This window comes from Streptomyces sp. SCPE 10, assembly GCF_051980735.1.
GTDB classification, from domain to species: Bacteria; Actinomycetota; Actinomycetes; order Streptomycetales; family Streptomycetaceae; genus Streptomyces; species Streptomyces misionensis.
In genome coordinates, this window is sequence record NZ_CP197069.1 from 2,276,191 (window position 1) to 2,297,916 (window position 21,726).

The following is a 21,726-nucleotide window of genomic DNA, read 5'->3' on the forward strand; positions in this document are numbered from 1 at the left end:
TCTGGACTTAGCGGGAGCGGTCCCGGCTACTTGATCAAATAGATCGTGGCGAAGAGGCCGATCCAGACGACATCGACGAAGTGCCAGTAGTAGGACACGACGATGGCGGCGGTCGCCTGCTCGTGGGTGAACCTCTTGGCCATGTAGGTGCGGCCGAGGACCAGCAGGAAGGCGATGAGACCGCCCGTCACGTGCAGGCCGTGGAAGCCGGTGGTCAGGTAGAACACCGAGCCGTACGGGTCGGAGGAGAGCGAGAGGCCCTCTTCCTTCACCAGGCTCGTGTACTCGTAGATCTGACCGCCGATGAAGATCGCACCCATGATGAAGGTGAGGATGAACCAGCCACGGAGCTTCTTCACGTCGCCGCGCTCGGCAGCGAAGACGCCGAGCTGGCAGGTGAGGGACGAGAGCACCAGGATCGTGGTGTTCGTCGCGGAGAAAGGCACATTGAGCGCTGAGGCCATGTGCTTCCAGTGAGCCGGTCCGGTCACCGACCGGAGGGTGAAGTACATCGCGAAGAGGGCCGCGAAGAACATCAGCTCGGAACTCAGCCAGATGATGGTTCCGACGCTGGTGAGGTTCGGCCGGTTGACCGACGGGTGCGCGTGCCCGGTTTCTACTGTCGTTGCTGTCGCCACGACCGACATTATGTCGGTCGCTTATCTCGCCCTCACTCCGGGGGGTGCCGTTCGGAGTGTTGCAGCCCTCCGAACCGGTGTTGACGTGGTGTTCATGGGAGTAACATCCGCCCAAACGGTCCCGTCCGTCCTGTCCGTCCAGTCTGTACGACGCCGACGACCCGGAGGAACAATGCAGCCGACCGCCACCGTGCTGGTCTACAGCGACGACTCCAACACCCGTGAGCAGGTACGGCTGGCCGCAGGGCGCCGGCCCGCCCCGGACGTGCCCCAGGTGGAGTTCGTGGAATGCGCGACACCCGCGGCGGTGCTGCGGGAGCTGGACCGTGGGGGCATCGACGTGTGCGTGCTCGACGGCGAGGCCGTGCCCATGGGGGGCATGGGGATGTGCCGGCAGATCAAGGACGAGGTGTTCCGCTGCCCGCCCGTGCTGCTGCTCATCGGCCGCCCCCAGGACGCCTGGCTGGCCACGTGGAGCCGGGCCGACGCCGCGGTGACGCTGCCGGTGGACCCGGTGGAGTTCGCCTCCTCGCTGGCCGCCCTGCTGCGCCGCAGGAGCCTGGTGGGCGCCTAGCGGCGCGGGGCGCGGGGTCCGCCCGCGGCGGCCGGCAGGCGGTCCGTCGCAGGGTTCCCCGCGCCCCTCGGGGGCGCTGCTCACACGGCTGCCGGCTGGAGGCGGACCGTGTCCGGCGAGGTCTGGCCGCCGTTGGGCAGGCCGTTGAGGGCGGAGCCCGTACGCCACTTCTTCCAGTCGACGTTCCAGTCGCCGAACCCGTTGCCGAAGGGTTCCATCGACTGGCCGTTGGAGTTGACGACCTTCACCACGTCGCCCTCGTGGACGGTCTCGAAGAACCAGCGGGCGTTGGCCGTGCTCATGCCGGTGCAGCCGTGGCTGACGTTGGCGTAGCCCTGCGAGCCCACCGACCAGGGCGCCGCGTGCACGTACTCGCCGGACCAGGTCACCCGGGTGGCGTAGTAGACCGGCAGGTCGTACGAGTCCCGGCTGCCCTCGGCGATGCCGACGGTGATCCCGCGCATGCGTACGAAGTACTGCTTCTCCAGGACCACCTTGACGCCGTTGCGGGTCTCGAAGCCCGGCTTGCCGGTGGTGACCGGAATGGTGTTGATCACGGCGCCGTCCTTGTACACCGTCATCTCGTGCGCCGCGGCGTCCGTGACGGCCTCGACGCGGTCGCCCGTGGTGAGCTTGAGCGCCTTCGACTTGTCGCCCCGCAGCCGGTCGCTGATCTTGACGCCGTCCAGGTTGCTGTGCACCTGGATCGTCGTGTGGGCCGGCCAGTACTCCTTGGGGCGGTAGTGGAGTTCCTTGCCGCTCACCCAGTACCAGGAGCCGGGCACGGCGGGTACGGAGTCCACCCGCAGGCCGCGCTCCACGACGGCCCGCTGGGCCTTGTCGTCGACCGCCTGGCTGAGTTGGGCGGTGATGATCTGTCCGACGCCGTACTCGCCCGCGTCGGGCCCGAAGGTGACGCCCAGCCGCTTCTGGTCGGCGGGCTTGGTGGTGTCGAAGGCGAGGACCTTGCGGCCGGGTGCCCCGTCGTCGTCCTCGGTGCTCACGGTGACCGTGTAGTGGGCGCTCGCGGCCAGCGGGGAGATGCTGTGCCAGCGGCTGCCGTCGGCGGTGAGTTCGCCCGCCACGTAGCGGCCTGTGGAGTCCTGGGCGGTGACGTCGGTGATGCGCCCCTCGTCCTTGACGGTGACCTCCAAGGGCTTGTCGGGGTCGGCCCTCTTGCCCACGTCGGTGGGGGCGTTGAAGGAGATCAGGCCCGCCGCGTCATACGGCTTGGCCGACAGGGGGTCGCCGTCCGAACCGCAGGCGCTGGTGCCCGCGCCCAGGGCGGTCACCAGCACAGCGCAGCTGACGACGGTACGGGTCCGCGGAGAGTAATTCATACGATCACGCTATGAGATGAACCCATTACTGGCGCGGCACGTAACCCATACGAGGGACGACACACCGGCAGACGACCGTCTCGCCGTGCGGATCACGAAAACACCCCGGGAGCGCCGGAGCGCGGAAAGCCGGGAGCCCGGACCCTCCTGACGGAGGGTCCGGGCTCCCGGTGGTGCTTCTCGTGCCGCCTACTGGGTGCGGTTCTCACCGTGGTAGTACTCGAACACCCAGCCGAACAGACCGATCACGATGAACGGCGCGGAGAAGTAGATCAGCCACCAGCCGACCGCGATGCTGAGGAAGGCGATCGCACCGCCGAAGCCCAGCATGAGCGGCTGCCAGCTGTGCGGGCTGAAGAAGCCCAGCTCGCCCGCGTCGTCCGCGACGTCCGCCTCCTTGTCGTCCTGCGCACCGGCGTCCACCCGGCGGGCGGTGAAGCCCAGGTAGAAGCCGATCATGATCGACAGGCCGAAGGCCAGGAAGAGCGCCGTGGTACCGGCCGGCTCCTTCGACCACACGCCGTACACGACGGCCATGATCAGGATGAAGAAGCTCAGCCAGATGAACATCCGGCCCTGGATCTTCACTTGCCGGCCTCCTTGCTGCTGCCCGCGACGGCGGTCGCGTGACCGGCGTGCTCAAGCTGCTCGAGCGCGGCGATCTCGGGGTGGTGCAGGTCGAACGCCGGGGATTCGCTGCGGATCCGCGGCAGGGTGGTGAAGTTGTGCCGCGGCGGCGGGCAGGAGGTCGCCCACTCCAGGGAGCGGCCGTAGCCCCACGGGTCGTCCACCTCGATCTTCTTGCCGTACTTGGCGGTCTTCCAGACGTTGTAAAGGAACGGCAGGAAGGAGAGGCCGAGGACGAACGAGCCGATGGTGGACACGGTGTTCAGGGCGGTGAAGCCGTCGGCCGCCAGGTAGTCGGCGTAACGACGCGGCATGCCCTCGGCGCCCAGCCAGTGCTGCACCAGGAAGGTGGTGTGGAAGCCGATGAACAGCGTCCAGAAGGTGATCTTGCCGAGGCGCTCGTCCAGCATCTTGCCGGTGAACTTCGGCCACCAGAAGTGGAAGCCGGCGAACATGGCGAACACGACCGTACCGAAGACCACGTAGTGGAAGTGGGCCACCACGAAGTACGAGTCGGAGATGTGGAAGTCCATGGGCGGCGAGGCCAGGATGACACCGGTCAGACCACCGAACGTGAAGGTGATCAGGAAGCCGGTCGCCCAGAGCATCGGCGTCTCGAAGGAGAGCGAGCCCTTCCACATGGTGCCGATCCAGTTGAAGAACTTCACACCGGTCGGTACCGCGATCAGGAAGGTCATGAAGGAGAAGAACGGCAGCAGCACACCACCGGTGACGTACATGTGGTGCGCCCACACCGTCACGGACAGACCGGCGATCGCGATGGTCGCGGCGATCAGGCCCATGTAGCCGAACATCGGCTTACGGGAGAAGACCGGAATGATCTCCGAGATGATGCCGAAGAACGGCAGGGCGATGATGTACACCTCTGGGTGGCCGAAGAACCAGAAGAGGTGCTGCCACAGCAATGCGCCGCCATTGGCCGCGTCGAACACATGCGCACCGAATTTGCGGTCCGCCTCCAGGGCGAACAGCGCGGCGGCCAGCACCGGGAAGGCCAGCAGCACGAGCACACCGGTCAGCAGCACGTTCCACACGAAGATCGGCATGCGGAACATCGTCATGCCGGGGGCGCGCATGCAGATGATCGTGGTGATGAAGTTGACCGAGCCGAGGATGGTGCCGAAGCCGGACATGGCCAGACCCATGATCCACATGTCGGCGCCGGCGCCCGGCGAGCGGACCGCGTCCGACAGCGGGGAGTAGGCGAACCAGCCGAAGTCGGCCGCGCCCTCGGGGGTGAGGAAGCCACCCACCGCGATGAGCGAGCCGAACAGGTACAGCCAGTAGGCGAACATGTTCAGCCGCGGGAACGCGACGTCCGGCGCACCGATCTGCAGCGGCATGATCCAGTTCGCGAAGCCCGCGAACAGCGGCGTCGCGAACATCAGCAGCATGATCGTGCCGTGCATCGTGAACGCCTGGTTGAACTGCTCGTTCGACATGATCTGCAGGCCCGGACGGGCCAGCTCGGCGCGCATGAGCAGCGCCATCACGCCGCCGATCAGGAAGAACGCGAACGACGTGACGAGGTACATCGTCCCGATCGTCTTGTGGTCGGTGGTCGTCAGCCACTTCACCACGGCATTGCCGGGCTGCTTACGCCGAACCGGCAGCTCGTCCACGTGCGAGCCTTCAGCGGCCGCGGCACCCTGGGGTTCGTTGAGGATGCTCACAGGTTGTTCGTCTCCCGGTTCTTCTCGTGGCTCGTCTGCGCGATGCCGGCGGGAATGTAACCGGTCTGCCCCTTCTTGGCGAGGTCCTTGAGGTGCTGCTCGTACGCCGCCGGGGAGACGACCTTCACGTTGAACAGCATCCGCGAGTGGTCGACGCCGCAGAGCTCGGCGCACTTGCCGAGGAAGGTGCCCTCCTTGTTGGGGGTCACCTGGAAGGCGTTGGTGTGGCCCGGGATAACGTCCTGCTTCATCAGGAACGGCACCACCCAGAAGGAGTGGATGACGTCACGCGAGGTCAGAACGAAGCGGACCGTCTTGCCCTTGGGGAGCCAGAGCGTCGGACCAGGGTTACCGGTCTGCGGGTTGCGCGTACCCGGGGTGCCGACGTCGTAGACGCCGCCGGCGTTCGCCGGGAAGGCGGCCTTGAACCGGTCCGGGATCGCGGACAGGTTGGTGTCCGTCTTGGCGTCGCCGGAGACTCCGGGGACGTTCTCGATGTAGTTGAAGCCCCAGCTCCACTGGAAGCCGACCACGTTGACCGTGACGTCCGGCTTCTTGTCGAGGCTCATGAGCTTCGTCTCGTCCCGGGCCGTGAAGTAGAACAGCACCGAGATGATGATGATCGGGACCACCGTGTACAGGGCCTCGATCGGCATGTTGTACCGGGTCTGCGGAGGTACCTCGACCTTGGTGCGGCTGCGCCGGTGGAACATGGCGCTCCACAGGATCAGGCCCCACACCAGCACGCCGACGGCGAGCGCGGCAGCCCAGGAGCCCTGCCACAGGGAGAGGATCCGCGGAGCCTCTTCCGTGGTCGGGGTGGGCATGCCAAGGCGGGGGAAGTCCTTGTATGTGCAACCGGTTGCGGTCGCCAGGACCAGGCCCGCGGTCAGTGCCTGCAGCAGCTTCCGCCGCATCGGGCGCCGCGGCGAGCGGTCGGAGCCGTTGGGACTCACGTAGCGCCTTCCCGAGAGTCTCGCCCGCGCGGTCGGCTGCGGCCTTCTCGCTGGTCGGTCGCCGCCCTGCGTCGGGCAGGGGTTTGGATGTTTATGCGGACCAAACCCTAGCCGACGCCCTCCGGGGGTTCGCGGGGAGGGGGGCATACGCGTTGCCTGTCACTCGGTTGGGGTGGGAACGGGCGCCTATTAGCTCGGGTTGTGGCGTTTTGGGGGGCAATCAGGGGTGACTCTTCCCTGGTCGCGGCCGCCCTGGGCGGCCGCGGACGGTACGGCCCCGCCCCCCGTGTCCCGCGCCGCCGGGGGTTCTACCGTTGACCTGTGTCCTACTTCGACGCCGCATCGGCCGCACCCCTCCATCCCGTGGCCCGCCAGGCCCTGTTGGCCTCCCTGGACGACGGGTGGGCCGATCCCGCGCGGCTTTACCGGGAGGGGCGGAAGGCGCGGATGCTGCTGGACGCGGCGCGGGAGGCGGCGGCCGAGGCGGTCGGGTGCCGGGCGGACGAGCTGGTGTTCACGCCGTCGGGGACCCGTGCCGTACATACGGGCGTCGCGGGGGCGTTGGCCGGACGGCGCCGGGTCGGACGCCACCTGATCGTGTCAGCGGTCGAACACTCCTCCGTCCTCCATTCGGCGGAGGTGTTCGAGGCCGCGGGCGGCGAGGTGACACAGGTGCCGGTGGACCGCACGGGCGCCGTGGCCCCCTCGGGTTACGAAGGCGCGCTGCGCGCGGACACCGCGCTGGCCGTGCTCCAGTCGGCCAACCACGAGGTCGGCACCGTGCAGCCGGTGGCCGAGGTGGCGCAGGTGTGCCGGGCGGCCGGGGTGCCGCTGCTGGTGGACGCGGCGCAGTCGCTGGGCTGGGGGCCGGTCGAGGGCGACTGGTCGCTGCTCGCCGCCAGCGCGCACAAGTGGGGCGGGCCCTCGGGGGTCGGGCTGCTCGTGGTGCGCAAGGGCGTCCGGTTCGCGCCCCAAGGCCCGGCGGACGAGAGGGAGTCGGGGCGGGCACCGGGCTTCGAGAACATCCCGGCCGTCGTGGCGGCCGTGGCGTCCCTGCGCGCGGTGCGGGCCGAGGCGGCCCAGGAGGCGCTGCGGCTGCGGGAGCTGACGGAGCGGATCCGGACCCGGGTGCCGCGGCTGGTGCCGGACGTGGAGGTGGTGGGCGATCCGCGGCGGCGGCTGCCGGGCATCGTCACCTTCTCGTGTCTCTATGTCGACGGGGAGACCCTGCTGCACGAGCTGGACCGGGAGGGCTTCGCGGTGTCCTCCGGCTCCTCGTGCACCAGCAGCACGCTGACGCCCAGCCATGTGCTGAAGGCGATGGGGGTGCTCAGCGAGGGCAATGTGCGCGTGTCGCTGCCGCCGGGCACGGCCGGGGAGGACGTGGAGCGGTTCCTGGACGTGCTGCCGGGCGTGGTGGCGGGGGTGCGGGAGAAGCTGGGGGCGCCCGCGTCCGCGGCGGTCGCCGAGGAGGACGTCACGGTCGTGGACGCCCTCGGCAGGCGTTGTCCCATCCCGGTCATCGAACTGGCCAAGGCGTTCCCCGGGGTGCCGGTGGGCGGCACCGTCCGCGTCCTGTCGGACGACGAGGCGGCCCGCCTGGACATTCCGGCGTGGTGCGAGATGCGGGGCCAGGAGTACCTGGGCGAGGAACCGGCGGACGGCGGTACGGCGTACCTGGTCCGCCGGCTCGGCTGAGGCGCCCGGGGCGCCGGCGCGGCCGGGTCCGGGCCGCCTCGGCCGGCGGGGCCGTCAGCCCAGGTGGGCCCGGACCTCCTCGGCCGCCTCGTCGCCGTACGCCTTGGTGAACCGCTCCATGAAGTGCGCGCGCCGCAGCTGGTACTCCTGGGTGCCCACGGTCTCGATGACCAGGGTCGCCAGCATGCAGCCCACCTGCGCGGCACGCTCCAGCGAGACGCCCCAGGCCAGGCCCGACAGGAAGCCCGCGCGGAAGGCGTCGCCGACACCGGTGGGGTCGGCCTTGCGCTCCTCCTCCGGGCAGCCGACCTCGATCGGGTCCTCGCCGGCCCGCTCGATGCGCACGCCCCGCGAGCCGAGCGTGGTGATGCGGTGGCCGACCCTGGCGAGGATCTCCTCGTCGGTGAGGCCGGTCTTGGTCTGGATGAGGCCCTTCTCGTACTCGTTGGAGAACAGGTACGTCGCGCCGTCCAGCAGTATCCGGATCTCCTCGCCCTCCATGCGGGCGATCTGCTGGGAGAAGTCGGCCGCGAACGGGATCGAGCGGGAGCGGCACTCCTCCGTGTGGCGCAGCATCGCCTCCGGGTCGTCCGCGCCGATCAGCACCAGGTCCAGGCCGCCCACCCGGTCGGCGACCGTCTTCAGCTCGATCAGCCGGGCCTCGCTCATGGCGCCGGTGTAGAAGGAGCCGATCTGGTTGTGGTCGGCGTCGGTGGTGCACACGAAGCGGGCGGTGTGCAGGGTGTCGGAGATCCGGACGGACTCGGTGTCGACGCCGTGCCGGTCGAGCCAGGCCCGGTACTCGTCGAAGTCGAAGCCGGCCGCGCCGGCCAGGATCGGCCGGGTGCCGAGCTGGCCCATGCCGAAGGCGATGTTCGCGGCGACGCCGCCGCGGCGCACGTCGAGGTTGTCGACGAGGAAGGAGAGCGAAACCGTGTGCAGCTGGTCCGCGACGAGCTGGTCGGCGAACCGACCCGGGAAGGTCATGAGGTGGTCGGTGGCGATGGAGCCGGTGACTGCGATGCGCACGACGGGGAATCTCCTGCGGACTGAGACGGGAGGGCAGGTTGACAGTTCACGCTACCCGGTCGGGAGCTCCCACTGAAGCTGGCGAAACTACCCGATAGTAGATCTTTCTTCGCAGGCACCGGCATGCCTACGGTTTCGTCATGACGAACCCCAAGGGCCCTTCCGCCACCGAACCGCCCGCCCCCGGCGACCTGGAGGGCGGCCTCGACTCGCTGCGCGGCGACTGCGCCCGGATGGCCCGGCGCTGGCCCGCCCCCGAGCACGCCGAGGCCCGGCCGGTGTCCCCGTCCCGCATCCACCGGGTCGCGGTACCCGAGCGGTCCGCGCGGCTGCTGGACGGCATGTCCGACTACGGCGACTGACCGGTTCCGCTCACCCGTACGGCCCAGTCCGGGAACCCGGCGCTCCCCCGCTTCGTCCCATGGCCGTGCCCCCGGCGGGGGGACGCGGGACAGGACACGGCGAGGAGCGATGCGGTGAACACGGAGCGGCCCGGGAACCGCGGGGACGGGGAGGTCCCCGAGGCGGCGCACGAGCAGGCGGCGCGGGACGAGGCGGGACGGACCGGGCGGCGCGGCTCGCGCGCCGTCGTCCTGTCCGTGGCGGCCGCGGTGCTGCTGGCCGGCGGCGGTGGCGCGTACGTGGCGGCGAGCGACGGCCCGGACCACCGCGGCGCCCCGGCGGCGTCCGGGCGGGACGCCACCCCTCCCCCGCCGCTCGCCCTGGACGAGCAGCCGGACCCCTACGGCGCCCACTACGTGGCGCGCGGCGGGCTGCCGGACGGCCCCGCCACGGCCCCGGTGTACGGCCCGGGGGCCCAGGTCGGCGAGGACCGGGTGGTCCGGCTGGCGAAGGCGCTCGGGGTGACCGGGGCGCCCGTGGCCGAGGGGCGGTCCTGGCGGGTCGGCGGCAAGGACGGCTCGGGGCCGACGCTCCGGGTGAACCGGGACGCGCCGGGCGACTGGACCTTCAGCCGGTACGCGCCCGGCACCGACGACTGCCGCAAGGGCCCGCGGTGCAACCCCGGCCCGGTGGGGCCCACGGGGGCGCCGGTGGGCGCGGCGGTGGCCGAGAAGGCGGCGGCGCCGGTGCTGCGGGCGGCCGGCCTGGACGGCGCGCGGACCGACGCGAGCCAGGTCATGGGGCTCCAGCGGGTGGTGAACGCCGATCCGGTGGTGGGCGGGCTGCCCACCACCGGCTGGACCACCGGGCTGACGATCGACCGGCAGGGCGACGTGGTCGGCGGGCACGGCCTGCTGGCGACACCGGTGAAGGGGGCGACGTACCCCGTGCTCAGCGCGGAGAAGACCCTCGCCCGGATGAACGCGGCGCCGAAGGGCGACCACCGGATGGGCCCCGGCGGCTGTGCGAGCCCGGGGCGGTTCGCGACGCGGCTGGAGCAGCCGTGCGGCGCGGATGCGGGGACGGCCGGGGCGGTCACGGTGGAGAAGGCGGTGTTCGGCCTGGCCGCGTACCCGGTCGGCGGGCGCCGGACGCTCGTGCCGTCCTGGCTGTTCGAGACCCGCGGGTCGGGGACGGTGCCGTACCCGGCGGTGGACCCGCGCCACCTGGCGTCCTCGCCCACCGGCTCGGTGAAGGTGAACGGCTACACCGCCGACGGCCGGACCCTCACCGTCGGCTTCTACGGCGGAGTGTGCGCCGACTACACGGCGGCGGCCCGGGAGAGTGGTGACCGGGTGTGGGTCACGGTCACCGAGCACCGGCAGGAGGGCAAGGTGTGCCCGATGATCGCCAAGGAGCTGGTGCGCACCGTGCGGCTGAAGGCGCCGCTGGACGGCCGGACGGTGGTCGGTGCGGACGGGCGGCCGATCCCCCGCGCGAAGCCGGGCGCGCTGCGGCCGCAGCCGCAGACACAGACGCAGACACAGACGCGCTAGCCGACGACGAAGGCGGCGGCCCCCGGCATGGGGACCGCCGCCTTGTGCATCAGGCCGTCGGGCCGGCTCAGCTGAAGGAGTCGCCGCAGGCGCAGGAGCCGGTCGCGTTCGGGTTGTCGATCGTGAAGCCCTGCTTCTCGATCGTGTCCACGAAGTCGACGGTGGCGCCGCCCAGGTACGGGGCGCTCATCCGGTCGGTGACGACCTTGACCCCGCCGAAGTCCTTCTCCACGTCGCCGTCGAGCGAGCGCTCGTCGAAGAACAGCTGGTACCGCAGACCGGAGCAGCCGCCGGGCTGGACGGCGACACGCAGCGCGAGGTCGTCGCGGCCTTCCTGGTCGAGCAGGGCCTTGACCTTGGCCGCGGCGGCGTCGGTCAGGATGATGCCGTCGCTGACGGTTGTGGTCTCGTCCGATACGGACATCTACATCTCTCCCGGGTTGTACGGAGACTGCTTGCCGACGAGTGCAACCGGCGCTTCCGAGGATTCATTCCGGGCCGGGCGTCACGTGGTCGCGATTTTGCCTTCTGACTCTTCATGCTCGCACATGCCCGCCCGCGCGGACAGCGGCCCGGCGAGGGATCCGGGACACCTCAGGGGCGCCCCCTCCGGGATTCACGTCACATGGACGCGATGGCCATCGTCAAACTGACGTGAAGCGGTTATGATAGATAACGTCAGATAGACGAAAAGTAGAAAGGGTGCGTGCCGTGACCACCGCCCAGACCCCGGAGCTCGACGTGCAGCCGACTCCGCTCGCCCTGCTGCTGCTCGGCCGTGAGGCCGACCCGAAGAGCGAGCGGGGTGTCGAGTGTCCCGGCGATCTGCCCTCGCCGTCCGACCCCGCCCTGGTGGAGCGCGCCCGTGCCGCCAAGGAGAAGCTCGGCGACAAGGTGTTCGTGCTCGGTCACCACTACCAGCGCGACGAGGTGATCCAGTTCGCCGACGTCACGGGCGACTCCTTCAAGCTCGCCCGGGACGCGGCCGCGCGCCCGGAGGCCGAGTACATCGTCTTCTGCGGTGTGCACTTCATGGCCGAGTCGGCGGACATCCTCACCTCCGACGCCCAGAAGGTCGTCCTGCCGGACCTCGCGGCCGGCTGCTCCATGGCCGACATGGCGACGGCGGAGCAGGTGGCGGAGTGCTGGGACGTGCTGACCGAGGCCGGGGTGGCCGAGCAGGTGGTCCCCGTCTCGTACATGAACTCCTCCGCCGACATCAAGGCCTTCACCGGCAGGCACGGCGGCACGATCTGCACCTCGTCCAACGCCAAGCGCGCGCTGGACTGGGCGTTCGAGCAGGGCGAGAAGGTGCTCTTCCTGCCGGACCAGCACCTCGGCCGCAACACCGCCGTCCGTGACATGGGGATGTCCCTGGACGACTGCGTGGTCTACAACCCGCACAAGCCGAACGGCGGTCTGACCGCGGACGAGCTGCGCGCCGCGAAGATGATCCTGTGGCGCGGCCACTGCTCGGTGCACGGCCGCTTCAGCCTCGACTCGGTCAACGACGTGCGCGCCCGCATCCCCGGCGTGAACGTGCTGGTCCACCCGGAGTGCAAGCACGAGGTCGTCGCCGCGGCGGACCACGTCGGCTCGACGGAGTACATCATCAAGGCCCTGGAGGCCGCCCCGGCCGGTTCCAAGTGGGCCATCGGCACGGAGCTGAACCTGGTCCGCCGCCTGGCGAACCGTTTCGCTCCCGAGGGCAAGGAGATCGTCTTCCTCGACCGCACGGTCTGCTTCTGCTCCACCATGAACCGCATCGACCTCCCCCACCTGGTGTGGACCCTGGAGTCCCTCGCGGAGGGCAACCTGGTCAACCACATCCAGGTCGACAAGGAGACCGAGGCGTTCGCCAAGCTGGCGCTGGAGCGGATGCTGGCGCTTCCGTAGCCACCGGCCTCCCCGTACGACGACGCCCCGCACCCGGTTCCTCACCGGGTGCGGGGCGTTCGCGCTGTCGCGGGTCCGTGCCGGACCGTGCTCAGACCTGGGCCGGGTCCGGCTCGGGCGCGGCCGTCCGCTGCCGCTTGGCCGCCTTCTTCCCGGCCCGGCGCTCCTTGCGGAGTTCCAGCATGGCGTAGAGCGTCGGGACCAGCAGGAGGGTCAGCAGGGTGGACGTGATCAGACCGCCGATCACCACGACCGCCAGCGGCTGGGCGATGAAGCCGCCCTCGCCGGTGACGCCCAGGGCCATCGGCAGCAGGGCGAAGATCGTCGCCAGGGCGGTCATCAGGATGGGCCGGAGCCGGTGCCGGCCGCCCTCGACCACGGCTTCGACGACGCCGTACCCCTGGGACCGGTACTGGTTGATCAGGTCGATCAGGACGATCGCGTTGGTGACCACGATGCCGATCAGCATCAGCATGCCGATCATCGCGGGGACGCCCATCGGGGTGCCGGTGAGGATCAGCAGACCGATGGCGCCGGTGGCCGCGAACGGGACGGAGACCAGCAGGATCAGCGGCTGGGCCAGCGAGCGGAAGGTCGCGACCAGCAGCATGAAGACGATCGCGATGGCCGCCAGCATGGCCAGGCCGAGGTTCTTGAACGCGTCGTTCTGGTCGGAGGTGACACCGCCGATCCGGGCCGTGGCGCCCGCGGGGAGCTTCAGGGCCTTGATCTTCGACTGGAGCTTGGTGCTGACCGCGCCCGTGTTGTCACCGGTCGGCTTGGCGGTGATCGTGGCGGCGCGCTGACCGTCGATGCGGGTCAGCGAGACCGGGCCGTCCACCAGCTTCACCGTGGCGACGTCGCCGAGCTTCACCGGGCCGAGGCGCAGGTTCCGCAGCTGGGCCAGGGTGGTGGCGGGCTCGGCGGACCTGATGACGACGTCGCGCTCGGTGTCGTCCAGCGTCGCCTTCGCCGCCGTCGTACCGCGCACCGCCTGCGCCACCGCGGCGCCCAGCTTCTGGTTGTCGAAACCGGCCGCCGCCGCCTTGGCGCCTGCGGTCACCGAGATCCGGGGCACGCTGGTGGCGAGGTCGCTGGTGACGTCGGTGACGCCGTCCAGGCCGGCCACGGCGGAGCGGACCTGCTCGGCGGCGGTGCGCAGCGCCACCGGGTCGGCGGCCTTCACCACGACGCTGAGGTTCTGGCTGCCGAAGCCGCCGCCGGCGGACACCTGGGTGGTGCCGATCCCCTTGAGCTTCTTCAGGCCGTCCTCCAGGTGCCGCTGCACCGCGTCGGAGGACGTCGAGTCCTTCAGCATCACCTGGTAGGACGCCTGGTTGGTGTCGGTGCCGCCGCCGAAGGCCGCCATGAAGCCGGAGGAGCCCACGGTGACCTGGTAGTCCTTGACGCCGTCGGTGGCGGCGAGCAGCTTCTCGACCTTCTTCGCCTGCACGTCGGTCGCCGCCAGGCTGGTGCCGGGCTTCAGCTCCTGCTTGATCGTGAGGACCTCCTGCTCGCCCTGGTCGAAGAAGTTCGTCTTGAGCAGGCCGGACATGCCGAAGGTGACGACCAGGACGACGAGCGCGATCAGCACGCTGGTGAGGCGGCGGCGGGTGGCGAACCGGAGCACGGGGACGTAGGCGCGCTGGAGGCGGCTGCCCGCCTCCCTCTCCTCGGCCCGGCGGCGGGCCTCCGCCGCGTCCTCGGGGGTGCCCTTGGGGGCGCGCAGGAACCAGTACGACAGGACGGGCACCACCGTCAGGGAGACCAGCAGCGAGGCCAGCAGGGCCGCCGTCACCGTGATGCTGAAGGAGCCGAACAGGGCGCCCACCATGCCGCCGACCAGGCCGATCGGCAGGAACACCGCGACCGTGGTGAGGGTGGAGGAGGTGACCGCGCCGGCCACCTCGCGCACCGCGTCGACGATCGCCGCCCGGCGCTCCTCGCCGTAGCCGAGGTGCCGCTTGATGTTCTCCAGGACCACGATCGAGTCGTCCACGACCCGGCCGATGGCGATGGTCAGCGCGCCCAGCGTGAGCATGTTCAGGGAGAGTCCGTCGACCCACAGCACGATCAGCGCGAGCACCACGGACAGCGGGATGGAGACGGCGGTGACCAGCGTCGAACGCAGTGACCCCAGGAAGAGCAGGATGACCAGCACCGCGAAGAGCAGGCCGAGCGCGCCCTCGGTGGTCAGGCCCTTGATGGACTTGGAGACGGCCGGGCCCTGATCGCTGACGACGGTCAGCCGGGCGCCGGAGCCGAGCTGTTCGCGCAGGTCGGGCAGCTTGTCCTTGACCGCGTCGGAGATGGTGACCGCGCTGCCGTCGTGGTCCATGGTCACGTTGACGGCGAGGCTCGGCCGGCCGTCGGTGCGGGTGAGGGAGTCGGCCGGGGCCGGCTGCTCCTTGACGGTGGCCACGTCACCGAGGCGCACGGGCTTGCGGGCGCCCTCGCCGGTGAGGCTGAGGTCCCGGATCTGTTCCAGCGTGGTGAAGCCGGCGCCGACCTGGACGCTGCGGTTGGCGCCGTCCTCGTCGAAGGAGCCGGCCGGGACGCCGACGCCGCCCGCCTGGAGGGCCTGGGCGAGGGCGGCGGTGGTCAGGCCGTTCTTCGCCAGCTCGCCCTCGTCGGGGGTGACGGTGACCTGGAGGTCGCGGACGCCGGTGACCTGGACGCGGCCGACGCCGTCGATGTCCTTCAGGGCCGGTACGACCGTCTTGTCGAGCTGGTCGGCGAGGGCCTGCTGGTCCTTGTCGGAGGTGGCGGCGAGCACCACGGTCGGCATGTCGTCCGTGGAACCGGAGATCACCTGCGGGTCGACCTCGGACGGCAGCTGGTTGCGGGCCCGGTTCACGGCCTGCTGCACATCGCCGACGATCTGCTTGGTGTCGTTGCCGTAGTCGAAGGACGCCATGATCACGGCGTTGCCCTCGCCCGCGGTGGAGGTGACCGAGGTGACGCCGTCGACGCCCTGGAGGCTGTTCTCGATCGGCTCGACCACCTGCTTCTCGACCGCGTCGGGGGCGGCGCCCTGGTACGGCGCGATCACCGAGACCATGGGCAGGTCGATGGTGGGCAGCAGCTGCTGCTTGATCTGGGGTATCGCGATCAGCCCGAAGACCAGGGCGACGATCGACACGAGCCCGATGAGGGCCCGTTGGGCGAGGCTGAATCTGGACAGCCAGGACATGGGTCGGGGTCTCTCTTCTGTGAGCGGCAGGGCGCTTCCGTTCACAAAGGACACAAAGGAAGCGACGACGGGACGTACAGGAGCGTCCACGTCACCACCCTGGTCCATCCGGGCGGGCCGGACCGTAGGCCCCAGGTCCATTTCCCCGGTGGGCCCCTACTCCGCGCGCAGTACACGCGGGTGGAGATCACTCCATCCGCGGACGGACCAGCCCCGACTCGTAGGCGATCACCACGAGCTGCGCCCGGTCGCGCGCGCCCAGCTTGGCCATGGCCCGGTTGACGTGCGTCTTCACGGTCAGCGGGCTGACCGCGAGGCGCTCGGCGATCTCGTCGTTGGAGTGCCCGCCCGCGACCTGCACGAGCACCTCGCGCTCCCGGCCGGTGAGCGCGCCCAGCCGCTCGCGGCCGACCGGGGCGTGGCCGTCGTCCCGGCCGCCCTGGGCGAGGAAGCGGGCGATCAGGCCCTTCGTGGCGGACGGGGACAGCAGGGCGTCGCCGGCCGCGGCGACCCGGATGGCGTTGAGCAGTTCCTCCGGCTCGCTGCCCTTGCCGAGGAAGCCGGAGGCGCCCGCGCGCAGCGACTGGACCACGTAGTCGTCCACCTCGAAGGTGGTCAGGATGACCACCCGGACCTGGGCGAGCGCGGGGTCCTCGCCGATCAGCCGGGTGGCGGCGAGACCGTCGGTGCCGGGCATCCGGATGTCCATGAGGACGACGTCGGGGCGCCGCTCCCGGGCGAGCCGGACCGCCTCCGCGCCGTCGGACGCCTCCCCGACCACCTCCATGTCGGGCTCGGAGTCGACCAGCACCCGGAACGCGCTGCGCAGCAGTGCCTGGTCGTCGGCGAGCAGGACGCGGATCGTCATACGGGCTCCCCCGGTGCCGTCGTACCGCCTTCGACGCGGTTGTCGGTGGTGCTGACGGGCAGGATCGCATGGACGCGGAAACCGCCGCCGTAGCGGGGTCCGGTGGTGAGGGTGCCGCCCAGGGCGCCGACGCGTTCGCGCATGCCGAGCAGTCCGTGGCCGCCGCCGGTCTCGGCGGCGGGGTTCTCGGGAGCGTTCTCGCCGGAGCCGTCGTCCACCACGGTGACCTCGATGTGCGGTCCGACGCGGACGACGCTCACCTCGGCCCTGGCACCGGCGCCCGCGTGTTTGCGCACGTTGGTCAGGGCCTCCTGGACGATCCGGTAGGCGGCGAGGTCCACGGCCGCCGGCAGCCGGGTGCCCTGGTCGGCGCGGGCCACCTCCACCGGGAGCCCGGCGCTGCGGAAGGTGTCGGCCAGTTCCTCCAGCAGGCTCAGTCCGGGGGCGGGTTCGGTGGGGGCCTCCGGGTCGCCGGACTGGCGCAGCAGTCCGACGGTCGCCCGCAGTTCGCTGAGCGCGCTGCGGCCGGCCTCGCGGACGTGGGCGAGCGCCTCCTTGGCCTGGTCGGGACGCTTGTCCATGACGTGTGCGGCGACACCGGCCTGCACGTTGACCAGGGCGATGTGGTGGGCGACGACGTCGTGCAGGTCGCGGGCGATGCGCAGCCGCTCCTCGGCGACGCGGCGGCGGGCCTCCTCCTCGCGGGTGCGCTCCGCGCGCTCGGCGCGTTCCCGCATGGCCCGCACGACCGCGCGGCGGCTGCGCACCGCGTCGCCCGCGGTGGCGCCGATGCCGGTCCAGGCGAGCACGCCCAGGTTCTCCTGCGCGTACCAGGGCAGCGGGCCGAAGAACATCGCGGCGGCGGTCAGCACGGTCATGGTGAGCAGGCCGACGCGGAAGGTGGTGGTGCGGTCGGTGGTCGAGGCGACGGTGTACAGGGCGATGACGGCGGACATCGCGACGGGGGCTCGGGGGTCGCCGGTGACGCACTCCACGACGGAGAGGGTGCAGGTGAGCGCGAGGACCGTGCGCGGGGCGCGGCGGCGCGGGACGAGGGCGGCGGCGGCGAGCAGCATCAGCAGGAGGCTGAGCGGGGCGGGGGTGCGGATGCCCCAGGTGACGCCGTCGGTGCCGTGCGGCAGGGCGAAGGAACCGGCGACCATGCACACGAGGACGCCCGCCGCCAGGCCCGCGTCCAGGGCGAGGGGGTGTGCCTTCAGCTCGCTGCGGGCGCGTTCCAGAGGGGTCACGTGAGGAACAGTACGGCGGGCGGGGGCCGTGCCGCGGAGGTACGGTGCCGTCGCCCGGCCGTCCCCGGCCCGGGTTCCTCGCTCGGGCCGGGCCCGCTCCCGGCCCCGTCCCGGACGCTCAGTCCGGGATCAGTCCGTTCTCGCCGAGCATCGTGCGGACCTCGTCCAGCGACGCGTCCGGCGCCGGGAGGATCAGGTCGGAGGGCTCCAGCTCGTCGGCGCCGAGCGGCGCCCCGAGCCGTCGTACGGCATCGAGGAGGGTGGCGAGGGTGCGGCGGAAGCCCTCCTCGTCACCGCCCTCCATCTCAACCAACAGTTCGTCGTCCAGCTCGTTCAGCTCGGCGAAGTGGGAGTCGTCCAGCCTGACCTGGCCCTCCCCCATGATCCGTACGATCACGTCGGCCTCCTCGGCTCGTCCCGGCGCCGTCCTGCCGCTGGTCGGAAGACCTACTGCTTGTCGAAGCGCGGGGTGTCCTGCGGCTGCTGCTGGGCCTCGGACCGCCCCTGTCCGGCGCCGCCCTCGATGGCCTGCTGCTGGGTGCCTCCGGCCAGCTCGGCCTTCATGCGCTGAAGCTCCAGCTCTACATCACTACCACCGGAGAGCCGGTCCAGCTCGGCGGCGATGTCGTCCTTGGCCATGCCGGTCGGGTCGTCCAGGGCACCGGAGGCGAGCAGTTCGTCGATGGCGCCGGCGCGGGCCTGGAGCTGCTGGGTCTTGTCCTCGGCGCGCTGGATCGCGAGGCCGACGTCGCCCATCTCCTCGGAGATGCCGGAGAAGGCCTCGCCGATCCGGGTCTGGGCCTGGGCGGCGGTGTAGGTGGCCTTGATGGTCTCCTTCTTGGTGCGGAAGGCGTCCACCTTGGCCTGCAGGCGCTGGGCCGCCAGGGTGAGCTTCTCCTCCTCGCCCTGGAGGGTGGCGTGCTGCGTCTCCAGGTCGGTCACCTGCTGCTGGAGCGCGGCGCGCCGGGACAGCGCCTCGCGGGCCAGGTCCTCGCGGCCGAGCGCCAGCGCCTTGCGGCCCTGGTCCTCCAGCTTGCCGGACTGCTGCTGCAACTGGTTGAGCTGGAGTTCCAGGCGCTTGCGGCTGGTCGCCACGTCCGCGACGCCGCGGCGCACCTTCTGGAGCAGTTCGAGCTGCTTCTGGTACGAGTAATCGAGGGTTTCGCGCGGGTCCTCGGCCCGGTCAAGGGCCTTGTTCGCCTTCGCGCGGAAGATCATCCCCATACGCTTCATGACACCGCTCATGGGCTTCGCGCGCCCCCTTCTGACGGACTCCAGCTCACCGATCCTGCGACAAGACCCACAGTACGGGCCCTGCCTCCATTACCGCACTGTCCGGGGCGTGATGCGCTCATCCCCAAGGACGACTGCGGAGAGTGCCGCTCCCGCGCAGGGAGGAGACGACCCCCGAGCCGGGCCCGGACCGGGCTCCGTCCGGCTCCACCTCGCATCCACGGGAACGTCCCCTCTGCGTCGTACAGACGCTCGGTGTTGCGGGATCGTTCCCGTTCGGGCTGCGGTCCATGCCGCCGGAGCCCTTACCCTTGGTCTTTGTGTTCCGTAGCCGTGCCAAGGATGAGAAGCCCCAGGCCGACAAGCCGGTGAACTTCTCCAAGCAGCCCCGTGACCCGCAGGCCCCCAAGGGCAGGCCCACTCCCAAGCGGAGTGAGGCCCAGTCCCAGCGCCGCAGCGTCGCCCACACGCCGACGAACCGCAAGGACGCCGCCAAGCGTTCGCGCGAGGAGCGCCGGCAGGCGCTGGAAAGGCAGCGTCAGGCGCTGGCCAGCGGTGACGAGCGCTATCTGCCGGCCCGGGACAAGGGTCCCGTGCGCAGGTTCGCCCGTGACTGGGTGGACTCCCGGTTCAACGTGGCCGAGTTCTTCCTGCCGCTCGCCATCGTGATCCTCGTGCTCAGCGTCGTCCGGGTGCCCGCGCTGCAGAACATCGCGCTGCTGCTGTGGGCCGTGGTGATCGTCCTGATCGTGCTGGACGCGGCGGTCAGCGGCTTCCGGCTGAAGAAGCGGCTCAAGGAACGCTTCCCGGACGGCAACACCCGCGGCGCGGTGGCGTACGCCCTGATGCGCTCCCTCCAGATGCGTCGGCTCCGGCTGCCGAAGCCGCAGGTCAAGCGCGGAGAGCGGCCCTGAGCGCAGACGCTTTCACCTCGGGCGCGGCCCACTCCTGGCTGGACAAGGTGGGCGGGCTGCGTGATGTCGTGCGCCAGGAACTGGTGGCGCGGCAGCTCGACGAGCAGATAGCCGGGCGGTTCCCGGTCGGGCGGCGGCTGCGGGTGCTCGACGTGGGGATCGGCCAGGGCACGCAGGCCCTGCGGCTGGCCCGGCTCGGCCATCAGGTGACCGGCGTCGAACAGGACCCGGTGATGATCGCCGCCGTGCGCGAGGCGCTGGACCGGGAGCCGCAGGGCATACGGGAACGGGTCCGGCTGGTGCAGGGCGACGGCCGGGACACCGGGGTGCACTTCCTGCCGGGCAGCTTCGACGTGGTGCTCTGTCACGGCGTGCTGATGTACGTCGAGGAGCCCGACCCGCTGGTGGCCGGCCTGGCCCGGATGCTGGCGCCCGGCGGGCTGCTCTCCCTGCTGGTGCGCAACGGCGACGGGCTCGCCATGCGGCCCGGCCTGGCGGGCGACTGGGCGGGCGCCCTGGCCGCCTTCGACACCACCGCCTACACCAACCGCCTGGGCCTGAACGTGCGGGCGGACCGGCTGGCCGAGCTGACCGCCACCCTCGCGGGCATCGCCGCCCCGCTGCACGCCTGGTACGGCGTCCGGGTGTTCACGGACCTGGCGGCGGACGACGCGGCCCGGCCGGCCGATCTGGAGACGCTGCTCGCGGTCGAGGAGCGGGCCGGCCGCACCGACCCCTACCGGGGGGTCGCGGCGCTGCTGCATCTGTGCGGGGTACGGGGCTGAGCCCGTTCGGGGCAACACGGCGGGCCCGCTGATCACCGCGCGGCCAGACTCGGGGCATGGACGCTTCCCGTACTCCTGTCCTGCGCCGGGTGATCGCGGTTCTGCTGCTGGTGTGCTGCACGGCGCTCGGCGGCTGCGAGGGCCCGGCGGCTCCGGGCGCGCGGCGGCACGACGCGGCGACGTCGAGCCCGGCGGCCGTGCCGATGGCGGCGGGCGATCTGCAGAGCGCGTACCAGCGGGTCATCCGGCAGGCGCTGCCGTCGGTCGTGCAGATCGAGGCGAGCCGGGACCTCGGCTCCGGGATCGTGTACGACGACCGCGGGCACATCGTCACCAACGCGCACGTGGTCGGCGACGAGAAGTCCTTCCGGGTGACGACGGCGGGCAGCGAGGAGCCGCTGACGGCGACCCTCGTGTACTCCTACCCCCAGCAGGACCTCGCGGTGATCAAGCTGGACCGGGTGCCGGACGGGCTGCGGCCCGCGGTGTTCGGCGACAGCGAGAAGGTGGAGGTCGGCCAGATCGTGCTGGCCATGGGATCGCCGCTCGGGCTGTCGTCCAGCGTGACCCAGGGGATCGTCTCGGCGACCGGGCGGACCGTGACCGAGGGCGGCAGCGGCGGGGGCACCGGCGCCACCATCGCCAACATGGTGCAGACGTCGGCGGCCATCAATCCGGGCAACAGCGGCGGCGCCCTGGTCAATCTGGACGGGCAGGTCATCGGCATCCCGACGCTCGCCGCGGCCGACCCCGGTCTCGGCAGCGCGGCGGCCGGCATCGGTTTCGCCATCCCGGCGTCGATGGCGCGCACCATCGCCGGGCAGATCGTGCGCGAGGGCCGGGTGGTGGACTCGGGGCGGGCCGCGCTCGGCATCACCGGGCGGACCGTGGTGGACGACCGGCTCCAGCCGGCCGGGGTGGCCGTGGTCACCGTGCAGAGCGGCGGCCCTGCGGACCGGGCCGGGCTGCGGGTCGGCGACATCATCACCCGGGTCGGCGACCGGGCCGTCACCACCATCACCTCCCTCCAGGAGGCCCTGGCGGCGGGCCGGCCGGGCGGGCGCACGCCGGTGACCTATCTGCGGGACGGGACGCGGCGGACGGCACAGGTGACGCTGGGCGAGCAGTGAGGA

General features: G+C 71.1%; 20 protein-coding genes. 8 read left to right on the forward strand and 12 right to left on the reverse strand.

From position 1 onward, the window contains the following. Positions 1 to 26 precede the first annotated feature (26 nt). Positions 27 to 647 (reverse strand): aa3-type cytochrome oxidase subunit III, encoded by a 621-nt coding sequence (ctaE, locus tag ACSP97_RS10710; protein ID WP_070028641.1) that lies wholly within the window; start codon positions 645 to 647, stop codon positions 27 to 29. Positions 648 to 810: 163 nt separating this feature from the next. Between ctaE and ACSP97_RS10715 the strand changes: the two genes are divergently transcribed. Then, entirely contained in the window at positions 811 to 1,212 is a 402-nt protein-coding gene (locus ACSP97_RS10715; protein ID WP_355143943.1) for a hypothetical protein, read from the forward strand. Positions 1,213 to 1,292: 80 nt separating this feature from the next. On the opposite strand, the gene ACSP97_RS10720 is transcribed toward ACSP97_RS10715, so the two are convergent. The 4 genes from ACSP97_RS10720 to ctaC form a co-directional block, all read right to left on the reverse strand. Further along, complete coding sequence (locus ACSP97_RS10720; protein WP_355531651.1) at positions 1,293 to 2,552, reverse strand: L,D-transpeptidase; 1,260 nt, start codon at positions 2,550 to 2,552, stop codon at positions 1,293 to 1,295. A 189-nt stretch (positions 2,553 to 2,741) separates the two neighbouring features. Continuing rightward, positions 2,742 to 3,140 carry a cytochrome c oxidase subunit 4 gene (locus tag ACSP97_RS10725; protein WP_046421283.1) on the reverse strand — a complete coding sequence of 133 codons (399 nt, stop codon included), beginning with the start codon at positions 3,138 to 3,140 and terminating at the stop codon, positions 2,742 to 2,744. Further along, complete coding sequence (gene ctaD / locus ACSP97_RS10730; RefSeq protein WP_355143948.1) at positions 3,137 to 4,873, reverse strand: aa3-type cytochrome oxidase subunit I; 1,737 nt, start codon at positions 4,871 to 4,873, stop codon at positions 3,137 to 3,139. Before ctaD ends, ACSP97_RS10725 begins: the two co-directional genes overlap by 4 nt. Further along, a complete protein-coding gene (gene ctaC, locus ACSP97_RS10735) occupies positions 4,870 to 5,829 on the reverse strand; it encodes an aa3-type cytochrome oxidase subunit II (protein ID WP_070028645.1) in 960 nt (319 codons plus the stop codon). The genes ctaD and ctaC overlap by 4 nt, the downstream gene beginning before the upstream one ends. 321 nt (positions 5,830 to 6,150) lie before the next feature. On the opposite strand from ctaC, the gene ACSP97_RS10740 reads away from it, so the two are divergent. After that, on the forward strand, positions 6,151 to 7,527 hold the full coding sequence (locus tag ACSP97_RS10740) for a cysteine desulfurase/sulfurtransferase TusA family protein (RefSeq protein ID WP_355531653.1): 1,377 nt from the start codon (positions 6,151 to 6,153) through the stop codon (positions 7,525 to 7,527). Positions 7,528 to 7,581: 54 nt separating this feature from the next. Here the strand turns inward: ACSP97_RS10740 and ACSP97_RS10745 are convergent, their stop codons facing one another. Further along, positions 7,582 to 8,556, reverse strand: a complete 975-nt coding sequence (locus ACSP97_RS10745) for a carbohydrate kinase family protein (protein WP_355143952.1) — start codon at positions 8,554 to 8,556, stop codon at positions 7,582 to 7,584. Between the two features lie 140 nt (positions 8,557 to 8,696). On the opposite strand from ACSP97_RS10745, the gene ACSP97_RS10750 reads away from it, so the two are divergent. Continuing rightward, the gene (locus ACSP97_RS10750; RefSeq protein ID WP_440557258.1) at positions 8,697 to 8,918 is read left to right on the forward strand and encodes a hypothetical protein; all 222 of its coding nucleotides are present in this window, start codon (positions 8,697 to 8,699) and stop codon (positions 8,916 to 8,918) included. Positions 8,919 to 9,032: 114 nt separating this feature from the next. Beyond that, positions 9,033 to 10,454, forward strand: coding sequence for a hypothetical protein (locus ACSP97_RS10755; protein ID WP_440557260.1), 1,422 nt, complete (start codon positions 9,033 to 9,035; stop codon positions 10,452 to 10,454). Positions 10,455 to 10,521: 67 nt separating this feature from the next. On the opposite strand, the gene ACSP97_RS10760 is transcribed toward ACSP97_RS10755, so the two are convergent. Next, positions 10,522 to 10,878, reverse strand: a complete 357-nt coding sequence (locus tag ACSP97_RS10760; protein WP_046421274.1) for an iron-sulfur cluster assembly accessory protein — start codon at positions 10,876 to 10,878, stop codon at positions 10,522 to 10,524. Positions 10,879 to 11,165: 287 nt separating this feature from the next. On the opposite strand from ACSP97_RS10760, the gene nadA reads away from it, so the two are divergent. Further along, positions 11,166 to 12,350, forward strand: coding sequence for a quinolinate synthase NadA (gene nadA, locus ACSP97_RS10765; RefSeq protein ID WP_355143958.1), 1,185 nt, complete (start codon positions 11,166 to 11,168; stop codon positions 12,348 to 12,350). Between the two features lie 91 nt (positions 12,351 to 12,441). Here the strand turns inward: nadA and ACSP97_RS10770 are convergent, their stop codons facing one another. The 5 genes from ACSP97_RS10770 to ACSP97_RS10790 form a co-directional block, all read right to left on the reverse strand. Continuing rightward, positions 12,442 to 15,543 (reverse strand): efflux RND transporter permease subunit, encoded by a 3,102-nt coding sequence (locus ACSP97_RS10770; RefSeq protein WP_440557261.1) that lies wholly within the window; start codon positions 15,541 to 15,543, stop codon positions 12,442 to 12,444. A 187-nt stretch (positions 15,544 to 15,730) separates the two neighbouring features. Continuing rightward, complete coding sequence (locus ACSP97_RS10775) at positions 15,731 to 16,411, reverse strand: response regulator transcription factor (RefSeq protein ID WP_355143962.1); 681 nt, start codon at positions 16,409 to 16,411, stop codon at positions 15,731 to 15,733. After that, the gene (locus ACSP97_RS10780; protein WP_440557263.1) at positions 16,408 to 17,661 is read right to left on the reverse strand and encodes a sensor histidine kinase; all 1,254 of its coding nucleotides are present in this window, start codon (positions 17,659 to 17,661) and stop codon (positions 16,408 to 16,410) included. The genes ACSP97_RS10775 and ACSP97_RS10780 overlap by 4 nt, the downstream gene beginning before the upstream one ends. Positions 17,662 to 17,779: 118 nt before the next feature. After that, positions 17,780 to 18,058 carry a PspA-associated protein PspAA gene (gene pspAA / locus ACSP97_RS10785; RefSeq protein ID WP_440557265.1) on the reverse strand — a complete coding sequence of 93 codons (279 nt, stop codon included), beginning with the start codon at positions 18,056 to 18,058 and terminating at the stop codon, positions 17,780 to 17,782. A gap of 50 nt (positions 18,059 to 18,108) precedes the next feature. After that, positions 18,109 to 18,906 (reverse strand): PspA/IM30 family protein, encoded by a 798-nt coding sequence (locus ACSP97_RS10790; protein ID WP_355143968.1) that lies wholly within the window; start codon positions 18,904 to 18,906, stop codon positions 18,109 to 18,111. A gap of 278 nt (positions 18,907 to 19,184) precedes the next feature. On the opposite strand from ACSP97_RS10790, the gene ACSP97_RS10795 reads away from it, so the two are divergent. The 3 genes from ACSP97_RS10795 to ACSP97_RS10805 all read left to right on the forward strand — a co-directional run bounded on the left by ACSP97_RS10795 (position 19,185) and on the right by ACSP97_RS10805 (position 21,723). Beyond that, entirely contained in the window at positions 19,185 to 19,808 is a 624-nt protein-coding gene (locus ACSP97_RS10795; RefSeq protein ID WP_107409111.1) for a DUF3043 domain-containing protein, read from the forward strand. 83 nt (positions 19,809 to 19,891) lie between these two features. Next, positions 19,892 to 20,593, forward strand: a complete 702-nt coding sequence (locus ACSP97_RS10800; RefSeq protein ID WP_355145062.1) for a class I SAM-dependent methyltransferase — start codon at positions 19,892 to 19,894, stop codon at positions 20,591 to 20,593. A 56-nt stretch (positions 20,594 to 20,649) separates the two neighbouring features. Beyond that, the gene (locus ACSP97_RS10805) at positions 20,650 to 21,723 is read left to right on the forward strand and encodes a S1C family serine protease (RefSeq protein WP_355143971.1); all 1,074 of its coding nucleotides are present in this window, start codon (positions 20,650 to 20,652) and stop codon (positions 21,721 to 21,723) included. Positions 21,724 to 21,726 lie beyond the last annotated feature (3 nt).